The organism is Streptomyces inhibens, from assembly GCF_022221585.1.
Taxonomy (GTDB): Bacteria; Actinomycetota; Actinomycetes; order Streptomycetales; family Streptomycetaceae; genus Streptomyces; species Streptomyces inhibens.
In genome coordinates this window covers 7118072-7133263 of sequence record NZ_CP084681.1, presented here as the reverse complement: position 1 = coordinate 7133263, position 15192 = coordinate 7118072, and the positions used below count along the sequence as shown (strand labels likewise).

The 15192-nt window shown below is 66.4% G+C and carries 5 protein-coding genes, 1 tRNA gene and 2 rRNA genes; 2 read left to right on the top strand and 6 right to left on the bottom strand.

Features of this window, described 5'->3' with window-relative positions; translation table 11 throughout:
- Positions 1-25 precede the first annotated feature (25 nt).
- Both KI385_RS32285 and KI385_RS32280 read right to left on the bottom strand, forming a co-directional pair.
- Entirely contained in the window at positions 26-685 is a 660-nt protein-coding gene (locus KI385_RS32285) for a response regulator (protein ID WP_006602731.1), read from the bottom strand.
- A 255-nt stretch (positions 686-940) separates the two neighbouring features.
- Complete coding sequence (locus KI385_RS32280; protein ID WP_238575595.1) at positions 941-6454, bottom strand: HAMP domain-containing protein; 5514 nt, start codon at positions 6452-6454, stop codon at positions 941-943.
- A gap of 301 nt (positions 6455-6755) precedes the next feature.
- Between KI385_RS32280 and KI385_RS32275 the strand changes: the two genes are divergently transcribed.
- Both KI385_RS32275 and KI385_RS32270 read left to right on the top strand, forming a co-directional pair.
- Positions 6756-9386, top strand: coding sequence for a SpoIIE family protein phosphatase (locus KI385_RS32275; RefSeq protein WP_238575594.1), 2631 nt, complete (start codon positions 6756-6758; stop codon positions 9384-9386).
- 146 nt (positions 9387-9532) lie between these two features.
- The gene (locus KI385_RS32270; protein WP_238575593.1) at positions 9533-10579 is read left to right on the top strand and encodes a YncE family protein; all 1047 of its coding nucleotides are present in this window, start codon (positions 9533-9535) and stop codon (positions 10577-10579) included.
- Positions 10580-10646: 67 nt separating this feature from the next.
- Here the strand turns inward: KI385_RS32270 and KI385_RS32265 are convergent.
- The 4 genes from KI385_RS32265 to KI385_RS32250 form a co-directional block, all read right to left on the bottom strand.
- A tRNA-Thr gene (locus KI385_RS32265) sits at positions 10647-10722 on the bottom strand.
- A gap of 63 nt (positions 10723-10785) precedes the next feature.
- Positions 10786-11463 carry a DegT/DnrJ/EryC1/StrS family aminotransferase gene (locus tag KI385_RS32260; RefSeq protein WP_238575592.1) on the bottom strand — a complete coding sequence of 226 codons (678 nt, stop codon included), beginning with the start codon at positions 11461-11463 and terminating at the stop codon, positions 10786-10788.
- Positions 11464-11579: 116 nt separating this feature from the next.
- A 5S ribosomal RNA gene (rrf, locus tag KI385_RS32255) occupies positions 11580-11696 on the bottom strand.
- Positions 11697-11770: 74 nt separating this feature from the next.
- Positions 11771-14892: ribosomal RNA gene (locus tag KI385_RS32250) — 23S ribosomal RNA — on the bottom strand.
- Between the last annotated feature and the right edge of the window lie 300 nt (positions 14893-15192).

The window sequence follows — 15192 nt, the reverse complement described above, 5'->3', positions numbered from 1 at the left end:
CCGAGCCGATCCGTGGACACGCCCTCTACCCCGCGACGCTCCCCGCCCCCGGCTCCAGGGCGTCCAGGGCCCTGCGCAGGCCGGTCAGTTTGCGCTCCAGATGCGCCGCGGTGGCCACCGCGGCGGCGTCCGCCGTCTCGTCCAGCTGCTTGGACAGCGCCTCGGCCTGCTCCTCGACCGCGGCCAGCCGCGCGGAGAGCTCCGCGAGCAGCCCCGCGGACTCCTTCGCCTCGTCGGCGCTGGGCCGGCCGCCCTCGAGCTGCAGCCGCAGCAGGGAGGCCTGCTCCCGCAGTTGGCAGTTCTTCATGTACAGCTCGACGAAGACCGAAACCTTGGCGCGCAGCACCCACGGGTCGAACGGCTTGGAGATGTAGTCCACCGCGCCGGCCGCATACCCGCGGAAGGTGTGGTGCGGGCCGTGGTTGATGGCCGTCAGGAAGATGATCGGGATGTCACGGGTACGCTCGCGCCGCTTGATGTGCGCGGCGGTCTCGAAACCGTCCATTCCCGGCATCTGCACATCGAGCAGAATCACCGCGAAATCGTCCGTGAGCAGTGCTTTGAGCGCTTCCTCCCCGGACGATGCCCGCACCAGTGTCTGATCGAGCGCAGAGAGGATCGCCTCCAGCGCCAGCAGATTCTCCGGCCGGTCATCGACCAGGAGGATCTTGGCCTTCTGCACCATGGCCCGTCCTCCTCGCCCCGGCATGGAACCGGACGCCGCCCCAGGGGACGACTCCGTCATGCCGCCCGTCCTTGTGCCGGTCATGGTAGCTGCACCCCGCCTGTCGCCACACCCTGTCACCGCGATGTCACTGTGCACGTAGCAGAAACGCAGACAGAGACCAGAAGGTTCCCCGAATCCCGCGCTTCCACACGTGCGCGGCAACACTGAGTCAGCACGCGGTGATCCCCTTTCGGATCCATACTGGACGCCCCGTCACTCCGCGCGCATCCATTGCTCCATGACCGACAACAGATGATCGGTATCCACCGGCTTGGTCACATAGTCGGAGGCCCCGGCGTCGATGCTCTTCTCCCGGTCGCCCTTCATCGCCTTCGCGGTCAGCGCGATGATGGGCAGTCCGGCGAACTGCGGCATCCGACGGATCGCGGCCGTGGTCGCATAACCATCCATCTCCGGCATCATGATGTCCATCAGGACCAGGACGATGTCGTCGTGCTGTTCGAGCACCTCGATGCCCTCGCGGCCGTTCTCCGCGTACAACACCGACAGGCCGTGCTGCTCCAGGACGCTGGTGAGCGCGAAGACATTGCGGATGTCGTCGTCGACGATCAGCACCTTCTCACCGTGGAAGCCGCCGTCGAAGCCCGGGTCCACCAGATCCTGGCCGTTGCCGATCCAGGGCTCCTCGGCGGGCTGCTGGGGGGCCGGCTGTGACGGCGGCGGCTGCGGGGCCTGCTGGGGCGCGGCGGGCGGCTGATGGCTGGGCAGCGCGAACCGGCGCTGGGATCCCGAAATCGCCCGGCGACGGCGCCGGTTGAGGCTGCCGCCCAGCCCCTGCTCGAAGCCCTGCTGCTCCTCGGCCTCCTGCCGTCCGACCTCCGTCTCACGCGCCTCGGCGTCCATCGCGATCCCGCCGGCCACCAGCTGCGGGTAGCCCTGCGGCGGCAGCCCGCCGGGGTTGTGCGGCAGATAGAGCGTGAAGGTGGAGCCGCGGTTGGGCTCGCTCGCGGCGTGGATCTCGCCGCCCAGCAGCCGGGCGATCTCCCGGCTGATGGACAGGCCCAGGCCCGTACCGCCGTACTTGCGGCTGGTCGTGCCGTCCGCCTGCTTGAACGCCTCGAAGATGACCCGCATCTTGCTGGACGCGATCCCGATGCCGGTGTCGGTCACCGAGAAGGCGATCATGTCGGCGTCCGGGTCGCGCAGCGATCCGTGCTCCAGCAGCTGCTCGCGGATGGCCACCGGGACGTCCGCGCCGGCCGGCCGGATGACCAGCTCGACGGCGCCGCTGTCGGTGAACTTCACCGCGTTGGACAGCAGGTTGCGCAGCACCTGGAGCAGCCGCTGCTCGTCGGTGTGCAGCGTCGCGGGCAGCTCCGGGGAGACCCGTACGGAGAAGTCGAGTCCCTTCTCCGCGGTCAGCGGCCGGAACGTGGCCTCGACATAGTCGACGAGCTGGACCAGCGCGATCCGCGTCGGGCTGACGTCCATCTTGCCGGCCTCGACCTTCGACAGATCGAGGATGTCGTTGATCAGCTGGAGCAGGTCGGAACCCGCACCATGGATCGTCTCGGCGAACTCGACCTGCTTCGGGGAGAGGTTCCCCTCGGCATTGTCGGCCAGCAACTTGGCCAGAATCAGCAGCGAGTTCAGCGGTGTGCGCAGCTCGTGCGACATGTTCGCCAGGAACTCCGACTTGTAGCGCATCGAGACCGCGAGCTGCTCGGCGCGCTCCTCCAGGACCTGCCGCGCCTCCTCGATCTCGGTGTTCTTCACCTCGATGTCGCGGTTCTGCGCGCGCAGCTGCTCGGCCTTCTCCTCCAGCTCGGAGTTGGACAGCTCCAGCGCCTTCTGCCGGCTCTCCAACTCGGCCGAGCGCTCCCGCAGTTGCTCGGTCAGCTCCTGCGACTGCTTGAGCAGCACCTCGGTCTTGGTGTTGACCGAGATGGTGTTGACGCTGGTCGCGATCATCTCGGCGATCTGGCTGAGGAAGTCCTTCTGGATCTGGGTGAACGGTTGGAAGGACGCCAGCTCGATCACGCCGAGCACCTTGTCCTCGAAGAGCACCGGCAGCACGATCACATTCGCCGGCGGCGCCTCGCCCAGCCCGGAGGCGATCTTGAGATAGCCGGAGGGGACGTTCTCCACCAGGATGGTGCGCCCCTCCTCCGCGGCCGTGCCGATCAGCGTCTCGCCCGGCCGGAAGGTCGTCGGCATCCCGCCCATGGAGTAGCCGTAGGAGCCCATCAGCCGCAGCTCGTACGCGCCCGGCTCGCCGCCGTCCGCGCCGATCTCCTGGCTGTCGGGCTGCGCCGCGAGGAAGAACGCGCCGTGCTGTGCGGAGACCGCGGGCGACAGCTCGCTCATGATGAGCGTGGCGACGTCCTTGAGGTCGCGCCGGCCCTGCATCAGACCGGAGATCCGGGCCAGGTTGCCCTTGAGCCAGTCCTGTTCCTCGTTGGCGAGGGTGGTCTCACGGAGCGTGGAGATCATGGTGTTGACGTTGTCCTGGAGCTCCAGGATCTCGCCGGCCGCGTCCACATCGATGCGGACGTTGTGATCGCCGAGGGTGACCGCCGCGGCGACCGCGGCGATGGCGCGCACCTGACGGGTCAGGTTGCCGGCCATCTCGTTCACCGACTCGGTCAGGTCCCGCCAGGTGCCGGCCACGCCCCGCACCTGCGCCTGACCGCCCAGCTGGCCTTCCGTACCCACCTCGCGGGCCACCCTGGTGACCTGCTCGGCGAAGGACGACAGCTGGTCGACCATGGTGTTGATGGTGGTCTTCAGCGCGAGGATCTCGCCGCGCGCATCGATGTCGATCTTCTTGGTCAGGTCGCCCTTGGCGATGGCGGTGGTGACCATGGCGATGTTACGGACCTGGCCGGTCAGGTTGTTGGCCATGGAGTTCACGGACTCGGTGAGGTCCTTCCACGTACCGGCGACGCCGGGGACGCGGGCCTGACCGCCCAGGATGCCGTCGGTGCCCACCTCACGGGCCACTCGCGTGACCTCGTCGGCGAACGACGACAGCGTCGTGACCATCGTGTTGACCGTGTCGGCGAGTTGCGCAACCTCGCCGCGCGCCTCGACCGTGACCTTCTTCGTCAGGTCTCCGTTGGCGACCGCCGCCGAGACCTGCGAGATGTTACGCACCTGGATGGTCAGGTTGTTGGCCATCAGGTTGACGTTGTCGCTGAGGTCCTTCCAGATGCCGGTGACGCCCGGAACCCTTGCCTGGCCGCCCAGTTGGCCTTCGGTGCCCACCTCGCGGGCGACCCGGGTCACCTGCTCGGCGAACAGCGACAGCTGGTCGACCATCGTGTTCACGGTCGTGACGAGTTCGAGGATCTCGCCCTTGGCGTCGACGGTGATCTTCTTGGACAGATCACCGCGGGCGACCGCCGTCGTCACCTCGCCGATGTTGCGCACCTGCGACGTCAGGTTGTTCGCCATGAAGTTGACGGACTGGGTGAGGTCCTTCCACGTACCGCTGACGCCCTGCACCTCGGCCTGGCCGCCCAGGATGCCCTCGGTGCCCACCTCGCGGGCGACTCTGGTGACCTGCTCCGCGAAGGAGGAGAGCTGGTCGACCATCGTGTTCAGGGTGTTCTTCAGCTCGAGGATCTCGCCCCGGGCGTCCACATCGATCTTCTGCGACAGATCACCGCGCGCGACCGCCGTGGCGACCTGCGCGATATTGCGGACCTGGGCCGTCAGGTTGCCGGCCATGCCGTTCACGGAGTCGGTCAGATCGCGCCAGACACCGGCGACGCCCGGCACCTGCGCCTGGCCGCCCAGCCGGCCGTCGGTGCCGACCTCCCTGGCGACCCGGGTGACCTGCTCGGCGAACGCGGAGAGCTGGTCGACCATCGTGTTGATGGTGTTCTTCAGTTCCAGGATCTCGCCGCGGGCGTCGACGTCGATCTTCTGCGACAGATCACCGCGCGCGACCGCCGTCGTCACCTGCGCGATCTGCCGCACCTGTGAGGTCAGATTGCCCGCCATGAAGTTGACGGAGTCGGTCAGTTCCTTCCAGGTGCCGCTGACGCCGTCCACCCGGGCCTGACCGCCCAGCCGGCCCTCCGTGCCCACGTCCCTGGCCATCCGCGTGACCTGGTCCGCGAACGACGACAGCTGATCCACCATGGTGTTCACGGTGTTCTTCAGCTGCAGCATCTCGCCGGAGACATCGACGGTGACCTTCTGCGACAGATCGCCGTTGGCGACCGCCGTCGTCACCTGCGCGATGTTGCGCACCTGCCCGGTCAGGTTGCGGAACGCGGTGTTCACGGAGTCCGTGAGGTCCTTCCACGTCCCCGCGGCCCCGGGCACCGCTGCCTGGCCGCCCAGTTCACCCTCGACGCCGATCTCCCGCGCCACCCGCGTCACTTCGGCACCGAACGACGAGAGCTGACCCACCATCGTGTTGACGGTGTTCTTCAACTCCAGCATTTCACCGGCGACATCGACCGTGACCGTCTGCGACAGATCGCCGTTGGCGACCGCCGTCGTCACCTGCGCGATGTCCCGCACCTGCGCCGTGAGGTTGCGGAACGCGGTGTTGACCGAGTCGGTGAGGTCCTTCCACGTACCGGCCGCGCCCGGCACCTGCGCCTGACCGCCGAGCTGGCCCTCGGCGCCGACCTCGTTCGCCACCCGCGTCACTTCGTCCGCGAAGGTACGCAGTGTCTCGGTCATGGTGTTGATGGTGTCGGCGAGCTGCGCGACCTCGCCGCGTGCGCTGACCGTGACCTTCTGCGACAGATCACCGCTGGCCACGGCCGTGGTGACCTGGGCGATCCCGCGCACCTGCGCGGTGAGATTTCCGGCCATGAGATTGACCGAATCCGTCAGGTCCTTCCACACGCCAGCGACGCCGGGGACCTGCGCCTGACCGCCCAGCTCGCCCTCCGTACCGACCTCACGGGCGACCCTGGTCACCTCGGAGGCGAAGGAGGAGAGCTGGTCGACCATCGTGTTGACGGTGTTCTTCAGCTCCAGCATCTCGCCGGCGACATGGACCGTCACCTTCCGCGACAGATCCCCCTTGGCCACCGCGGTGGTGACGAGAGCGATGTCACGCACCTGCGCCGTCAGCCGGGACGCCATGGTGTTGACGGATTCCGTGAGGTCCTTCCACGAACCCGACATTCCGCGCACCCGCGCCTGACCGCCGAGCTTGCCCTCCGTACCGACCTCGCTGGCCACCCTGGTGACCTCGTCGGTGAACGCGGAGAGCTGGTCGACCAGCCCGTTGACCGTACGGCCGACCTTGAGGAACTCACCGCGCAGCGGATGCTCCGAGGAGCTGTCCGAACTGCGCGAACGCAGATCCATCCGCTGTTCCAGGTCGCCCTCGGACACCGCCGACAGCACCCGTCCCACCTCGGAGACGGGCCGTACGAGGTCGTCGACCAGGGCATTCGAGGCATCGATGGCCGCGGCCCAGGAGCCTTCGGCAGCACCGACCTCGAGCCGTTCCGTGAGCTTTCCCTCACGTCCGACGACCCGGCGCACCCGCGCCAGCTCGCCGGTCAGATGCAGATTGCGGTCCGCGACCTCGTTGAAGACCGCCGCGATCTCCGACATGACGCCATCGCCGGAAACCGTGAGCCGCTTGCGGAAGTTCCCGTCCCGCATGGCGACGAGAGCGACCAACAGCCGATTCAGCGCAGCCGTATCCACCTCGGTCGTCCCGTTGTTCCGGGATCGTCCGCCTTTCGCGCGCGTGCTTGCGCCCCGCGCAGCTGCGCCAGACTCCACCGTGTCCCTCCCGCAGGGTCGACCGTTCTACCCGGGCTTTCTCTTGATACTTGCCCAGTGTTTCACCATGGCTCAACCAGGCCATAACAGTTCGGCAGCATCGCACACCGTCCCGGGGCACGATTGGGGCGGAAACACACGTGACCGGCATCCTCGGGCGCGGCGAAGGTAAGTAACCTGGCATACGGCTGTCCACCTGCCCCGGCCATCGAGCGCGGGCGGTGGTGCGAGCACAACAGGTATTCGGAGGGGCGCCGCGACCATGGGGGAGCAGATCACCGACACACGCTTGAGGAGAACCGTGATCACCGCGCGGGCCGCCGCAACATTCGAGCCGGTGGGGCGCTCGGTCGCCACTGCCCGTGCGTTCGTCCGCGACACCCTCCAGGGCTGGGGCTGTGCCGACATCGTCGACGACGCGGTCGTCCTGACCAGCGAGCTGGTCACCAATGCCGTGGTGCACGCCGGCACCGCCGCCGACGTGCTGTGTCTGCGCGATGACGGCGGGGTACGGATCTCCGTCGCCGACCGCTACCCCGAACGTGAGATCCCGCTCCAGAACGCCGGCCAGGTCCTCGTCCACCCGGACCGCGAGGGCGGCCGCGGTCTGCTGCTGTGCGGCGCGCTGGCCTCCCGCTGGGGCGTCGAGTACACCGCCGCCCAAAAGCACGTCTGGTTCCAGCTCGAGCTCCCCGAGCGCCCCGCCGGCACCCGCTCCGCGGGCCCCGCCCTCCCCGTGGACGCCCTCCCGGTCACCGACGCCCGGGTACGCGTCGCGGTGATCCAGATCGACCGCGGCGGCTGCATCAGCTTCTGGAACGAGGACGCCCAGGACCTCTTCGCGTACGACCCCGAACAGGTCATCGGCAAACCGCTCACCGACTTCGCCGCCTGGCCGCACACCCCCGGCACCGGCACCGGCATCGCCGAGGCGCTCCAGCTCTCCCGCTGGGAGGGCTCCTACGGCATAAGGGGCGCCGACGGCCGGGTCATCCCCGTCTACGCCTCCCATCTGCGCGTCCGCGACGCCGACGGCGAGGCCTCCACGGTCTGCCTCCTGGTGCGCGACCACGAACGGGCGATTCTGCAGAGCCCCCAGCGCACCCCCGCGCCGGACGCCGCCTCGCAGACCGCCCCGTCCGAGGGACGCCCCTCCGACCCGTTCGAGGTCTTCATCGGCTCGCCGGCCCCCGACGACCTCGACGGACTGCTCCAGCGCACCGTCGAGCGCGCCCGCGACATGCTCGACGGCGACGCCGCCTACCTCCTGCTGGCCACCGACGACGAGACCGAGCTGGAGGTCCGCGCCTCCACGGGCCTGCCCTCCGCGCGCCAGCGGTTCGCCCGCGTCCCCGTCGAGGCCGGATCCGGACGCTACGGCTCCGCCCGAATGCCCGCCGTCCACGAAGACCTCACCGCCGTCCCTGGCGCCGTCCCGCTGCTCAGCGGGACGGGCATGCGCTCGGTCGTCACGGTCCCGCTGAAGGTCGAGGGCCGGCTGACCGGCTCCCTCGGCGTCGCCGCGGAGGGCCCCGCCCGCTACACGAACGAAGAGGCGCTGCGCCTCCAGTTCGCCGCCGACCGCATCGCCCTCGCCGTCGAGCGCGCCCGCCTCACCGAGCTCGAAAAGCTGCGCCGCGGCTCGCTGTCCTTCCTCGTCGAGGCCTCCGACCTCCTGGCCGGCACCCTCGACCGCGACCAGACCCTGGCCCTGATGGCCCAGATGACCGTCCCCACGCTCGCCACCTGGTGCGCCGTCTACACCGTCGCCGACCAGACCTCCGAGCCCGAGCTGTCCTACGTCCTGCACGAGGACGAGGACCGCATCGACGGCCTCAAGACGCTCCTGATGAAGGTCGACCCGCCCGAGCCGGTCCCCACCCCCGGCGCCCGCGTCTGGACCGCCCCCAGCGACGCCGCACAGGACGCCGCCCTGCGCACCTCCATGCGCAGCCTGGGCCTCGGCAACTCCGCCCGCCCGTCCAGCGGCCCCGGCGCCACCCTGGCCACCGCCGCGGCGGTCGGCGGCGAGACCGTCGTCCTCCCCCTCGTCGCCCGCAACCGCGTCATCGGCATGCTCACCCTCGGCAAGCCCACCGAGGAACACTTCCGCCAGGAGATCCTCGAACTCGCCGAGGACCTCTCCCGCCGGGCGGCCCTCGCCCTGGACAACGCCCGCCTCTACTCCGAGCGCACGGCCATCAGCCAGTCCCTCCAGCGCAGCCTGCTGCCCCCGGAGAAGCCCGAGATCCAAGGTGTCGAGGTCGAGGTCATCTACCGCGCGGCCGGCGAGGGCAACGAGGTCGGCGGCGACTTCTACGACCTCTTCCCCATCCGCGACGGCGTCTACGGCTTCGCCATCGGCGACGTCTGCGGTACGGGTCCCGAAGCCGCCGCCGTCACCGGCCTGGCCCGGCACGCCCTGCGCCTGCTCGCCCGCGAGGGCTTCGGCGGCCCCGCCGTCCTGGAGCGGCTGAACGCCGCCATCCTCGACGAAGGCGCCCGCAGCCGCTTCCTGACGCTCCTTTACGGCGAGCTGTGGCCCCAGCCCGACGGAGGCGCCCTCCTCAAGGTCGTCTGCGCGGGCCACCCCCTGCCGCTCCGCCTGCGCCAGGACGGCACGGTCGAACCGGCCGCCGAACCCCAGCCCCTCCTCGGCGTCATGGACGACCTCGAGCTCTACGAACAGACCGTCACCCTCGACCCCGGCGACGTCCTGCTGTGCGTCACCGACGGCGTCACCGAACGCCGCGAGGGCACCCGCATGCTCGGCGACGACGGTCTCACCGACGTTCTGACGACCTGTACGGGCCTGACAGCCGGCGCCGTCGCGGCCCGCGTACTGCGCGCCGTGGAACGCTTCGCCGCCGAACCGGCCTCGGACGACATGGCCATCCTCGCCATGCGCGTACCCGAGTTCCAGGCCGGCTGACCACCCCGGGGACAGCGGCCCGTGTGGGCCGGCTCACAGCCCACCGGCCGCTCCCCCGCCGCCATCAGCACCCTTGCACGGGACGCACGGCACCCCTGCCCGCCCTGCACTGGAGTCACCCCCAACGGGCGCCCAGGATACGGGCCATGACTCCCACCACCGCGGGTTCGCCCGGCGATCTGCTCGCCGTCGTCAGCCAGACCGGACCGACCGTCACCTTCTTCGACGCCGCGACCCACGAGCGTCTCGACGTCCTGGAGGTCCCCCCGCAACCGCACGAACTGTGCTTCGCCCCGGACAGCCGGCTGCTGTACTGCACCAACACCTACCGCTCCGGCTTCTACCAGGCCAACGAAGGCCGGGCCCACGAGCTCACCGTCATCGACGTCGACACCCGCACCGTCGTCGACATTCTCGACACCTCCCCCGATCACGCCCCGCACGGCCTGGCCCTGGACCGTGAGCGCGCCCGCCTGTACGTGAGCGTCGAGGCCACCGACACCGAGCCCGGCGGCGTCCTGATCCTCGACACCCGCACCCACGCCCGTCTCGGCCGCATCCCCACCATGGCTCCCGGCCCGCACTGGTTCGCCCTCACCCCCGACGGACGGCACGGCTACGCCACCAACAAGGAAGCCCCGTTCGTCTCCGTCGTCGACCTCGACCGCGGCCTGTGCACCGGCCGTATCCCCGTTCCCGGCAGCGAAGGCCTGGCCCTCTCCCCCGACGGGCAGCACCTCTACGTCGCGGCCCCCAAGGCCGACTTCGCCGCCCCGCCCTCGGCACCACCGGGCATCCGCGTCATCGACACCGCCACCAACGAGATCGTCCGCACCCTCCCCACCCGCGGAACGGTCATGCCCGTCCATGTCACCGCCACCGGGACGCTGCTCGCCGGCGAACTGCGCCCGGACACCGCCCCCGGCGGCCCGCTCGGCTCCCAGCTCCCGGGCGTCCTGAGCGTCTTCGCCGCCGGCACCCTCGACCTGATCGGAGAAGTCAGGGTCGGCCGCTTCCCGCTCACCATCACCTCCTCCCCCGACGGCCGCCTCGGCTATGTCTCCGGCAACCTCTCCAGCACCGTGACGGTCGTCGACCTCACCGCGCTGCGCCCCATAGCCACCCTGGAAGTCGACCGCGCCGACATTTCCGGCGCGCACGGCCTGGCATATATCGAATCCCCGCAAAACTGACGCACGCCGTACCACCACACCCGAATACGACAAAGGCCCCCGCCATGTGGCGGGGGCCTTTGCCTTCTGGAGCCCCAATACGGAATCGAACCGTAGACCTTCTCCTTACCATGGAGACGCTCTGCCGACTGAGCTATTGGGGCGCGGCAACGGAATAGATATTACCCCAACTCCACGGCAGTTCCGAACCGTCCACCGCCACTCGCCTAAAAAGCCGGCTGCAGCAATCCCCCCAGCGCATTGCACGCGCTGACCATCTTCTGCAGGTCCCGCCGCGACATCCCCTCGTGCACGGGCAGCGCCAGCGTCTCGTCCACCGCCCGCTCGGTCTGCGGCAGAAAGACATCCCGCCGCAGCCCCGGCATCCGGTACACCGGCGCCTGTACGGGCACCTTGCACGGCACGCCCTTGGCCCGCAACGTCCGCGCGAACGCGTCCCGGTCGGGCCGCCCGTTGCCCGGCACCCGCACCACATACTGCTCGTACGTGTGCCCCACGGCCGGCGTCGGCGTCCGGACCCCGCTGAGCCTGGCGTCCAGGTACGACGCATGCGCCCGGCGCAGCTCCGCCCCCGCCGGGTCCGCCCCGGGCTCCTCCTGCGTCAGCACCAACAGCCCGTGCCGCTGTCCCACTTCACGGATCCATCCGACGTCCGCCCGCCGCCCGAACCGGTGGATCGCCACCACCGCGGCGGTCTGACTGGTCACCACGTCCGATACCGCGGCCGGGTCGAGGCAGTAGCTGTCGCCCTCCAGATCGGCGAACACCGGCACCGCGCCCAACTCCACCACGGCCCGTGCCACTTCGGCGTTGCCGTACGCCGGCACCACGACCTCGTCACCTGCACGCACACCGGCCGACTTGAGCGTCTCCACTGTCCCCATGACGCGGATCCTGGTCAGATGAGGTGAACGTCGCGTTACACCCACCACCCGAAAATCAGAACAAAAAAGCTCCGGTCCCTGAACCACGAGGGTTCAGAGACCGGAGCTGAAGAATTGTTCGGCGGCGTCCTACTCTCCCACAGGGTCCCCCCTGCAGTACCATCGGCGCTGAAAGGCTTAGCTTCCGGGTTCGAAATGTAACCGGGCGTTTCCCTAACGCTATGACCACCGAAACACTATGAAGTTAACCAACCCGGCAAAGACACAGGTCATTACTTCAGAACCTACACAGTGGACGCGAGCAACTGAGGACAAGCCCTCGGCCTATTAGTACCAGTCAACTCCACACCTTACGGCGCTTCCATATCTGGCCTATCAACCCAGTCGTCTACTGGGAGCCTTAACCCCTCAAGGGGGTGGGAGCCCTCATCTCGAAGCAGGCTTCCCGCTTAGATGCTTTCAGCGGTTATCCTTTCCGAACGTAGCCAACCAGCCATGCCCTTGGCAGGACAACTGGCACACCAGAGGTTCGTCCGTCCCGGTCCTCTCGTACTAGGGACAGCCCTTCTCAAGACTCCTACGCGCACAGCGGATAGGGACCGAACTGTCTCACGACGTTCTAAACCCAGCTCGCGTACCGCTTTAATGGGCGAACAGCCCAACCCTTGGGACCGACTCCAGCCCCAGGATGCGACGAGCCGACATCGAGGTGCCAAACCATCCCGTCGATATGGACTCTTGGGGAAGATCAGCCTGTTATCCCCGGGGTACCTTTTATCCGTTGAGCGACGGCGCTTCCACAAGCCACCGCCGGATCACTAGTCCCTACTTTCGTACCTGCTCGACCCGTCAGTCTCACAGTCAAGCTCCCTTGTGCACTTACACTCAACACCTGATTGCCAACCAGGCTGAGGGAACCTTTGGGCGCCTCCGTTACTCTTTAGGAGGCAACCGCCCCAGTTAAACTACCCACCAGACACTGTCCCTGATCCGGATCACGGACCCAGGTTAGACATCCAGCACGACCAGAGTGGTATTTCAACAATGACTCCCCCTGAACTGGCGTCCAGAGTTCACAGTCTCCCACCTATCCTACACAAGCCGAACCGAACACCAATATCAAGCTATAGTAAAGGTCCCGGGGTCTTTCCGTCCTGCTGCGCGAAACGAGCATCTTTACTCGTAATGCAATTTCACCGGGCCTATGGTTGAGACAGTCGAGAAGTCGTTACGCCATTCGTGCAGGTCGGAACTTACCCGACAAGGAATTTCGCTACCTTAGGATGGTTATAGTTACCACCGCCGTTTACTGGCGCTTAAGTTCTCAGCTTCGCCAACCCGAAGATTGACTAACCGGTCCCCTTAACGTTCCAGCACCGGGCAGGCGTCAGTCCGTATACATCGCCTTACGGCTTCGCACGGACCTGTGTTTTTAGTAAACAGTCGCTTCTCGCTGGTCTCTGCGGCCACCCCCAGCTCAGAGAGCAAGTCTCATCACCGGAAATGGCCCCCCTTCTCCCGAAGTTACGGGGGCATTTTGCCGAGTTCCTTAACCATAGTTCACCCGAACGCCTCGGTATTCTCTACCTGACCACCTGAGTCGGTTTAGGGTACGGGCCGCCATGAAACTCGCTAGAGGCTTTTCTCGACAGCATAGGATCATCCACTTCACCACAATCGGCTCGGCATCAGGTCTCACCCTTAACGAGAGACGGATTTGCCTATCTCTCGGGCTACACCCTTACCCCGGGACAACCACCGCCCGGGCTGGACTACCTTCCTGCGTCACCCCATCGCTTACCTACTACAGATCCGGGTCACCGGCTCCACCACGTCCCTTTGTCCGAAGACTCCAGGCCGGCTTCACGGGCTTAGCATCGTCTGATTCGATATTGGGCGTTTCAAAGCGGGTACCGGAATATCAACCGGTTGTCCATCGACTACGCCTGTCGGCCTCGCCTTAGGTCCCGACTTACCCTGGGCAGATCAGCTTGACCCAGGAACCCTTAGTCAATCGGCGCACACGTTTCCCACGTGTGTATCGCTACTCATGCCTGCATTCTCACTCGTGAACCGTCCACAACTCGTTTCCACGGCTGCTTCACCCGGCACACGACGCTCCCCTACCCATCACAGCCTCCGTTAGGAGTATTGCTGCAATGACACGACTTCGGCGGTGTGCTTGAGCCCCGCTACATTGTCGGCGCGGAATCACTTGACCAGTGAGCTATTACGCACTCTTTCAAGGGTGGCTGCTTCTAAGCCAACCTCCTGGTTGTCTCTGCGACTCCACATCCTTTCCCACTTAGCACACGCTTAGGGGCCTTAGTCGATGCTCTGGGCTGTTTCCCTCTCGACCATGGAGCTTATCCCCCACAGTCTCACTGCCGCGCTCTCACTTACCGGCATTCGGAGTTTGGCTAAGGTCAGTAACCCGGTAGGGCCCATCGCCTATCCAGTGCTCTACCTCCGGCAAGAAACACACGACGCTGCACCTAAATGCATTTCGGGGAGAACCAGCTATCACGGAGTTTGATTGGCCTTTCACCCCTAACCACAGGTCATCCCCCAGGTTTTCAACCCTGGTGGGTTCGGTCCTCCACGAAGTCTTACCTCCGCTTCAACCTGCCCATGGCTAGATCACTCCGCTTCGGGTCTTGGGCACGCTACTCAACGCCCTATTCGGACTCGCTTTCGCTACGGCTTCCCCACACGGGTTAACCTCGCAACATACCGCAAACTCGCAGGCTCATTCTTCAAAAGGCACGCAGTCACGACGCACCGAGTAAACTCGATGCGCGACGCTCCCACGGCTTGTAGGCACACGGTTTCAGGTACTATTTCACTCCGCTCCCGCGGTACTTTTCACCATTCCCTCACGGTACTATCCGCTATCGGTCACCAGGGAATATTTAGGCTTAACGGGTGGTCCCGCCAGATTCACACGGGATTTCTCGGGCCCCGTGCTACTTGGGTGATTCTCAAACGAGCCGTCAATGTTTCAGCTACGGGGGTCTTACCCTCTACGCCGGACCTTTCGCATGTCCTTCGCCTACATCAACGGTTTCTGACTCGTCTCATCGCCGGCAGACGATGAAAGAGAACTCCCACGACCCCGCACTGGCAACCCCTGCCGGGTATCACACCAATACGGTTTAGCCTCATCCGGTTTCGCTCGCCACTACTCCCGGAATCACGGTTGTTTTCTCTTCCTGCGGGTACTGAGATGTTTCACTTCCCCGCGTTCCCTCCACACTGCCTATGTGTTCAGCAGCGGGTGACAGCCCATGACGACTGCCGGGTTTCCCCATTCGGACACCCCCGGATCAAAGCTTGGTTGACAGCTCCCCGGGGCCTATCGTGGCCTCCCACGTCCTTCATCGGTTCCTGGTGCCAAGGCATCCACCGTGCGCCCTTAAAAACTTGGCCACAGATGCTCGCGTCCACTGTGCAGTTCTCAAGCAACGACCAGCCACCCGTCACAACCCACCGAAGCAGATTTTCACCGGGGCCGGCATCGCGAAGGTTCAGACTCGAAAGCCCGCACCCTCAGATACCCAACAGCGTGCCCGACCCACTCCATCAATCCCCACGTTCCACGCCGAAGCAGTACTAGTGACAACCAACCAAGTGCGCCGAATAGTCAACGTTCCACCCATGAGCAACCAGCATCAGACATTCGCTGATGTACTGGCCTCTGACCAACCGAAGTCGGTAAGAAGTGCTCCT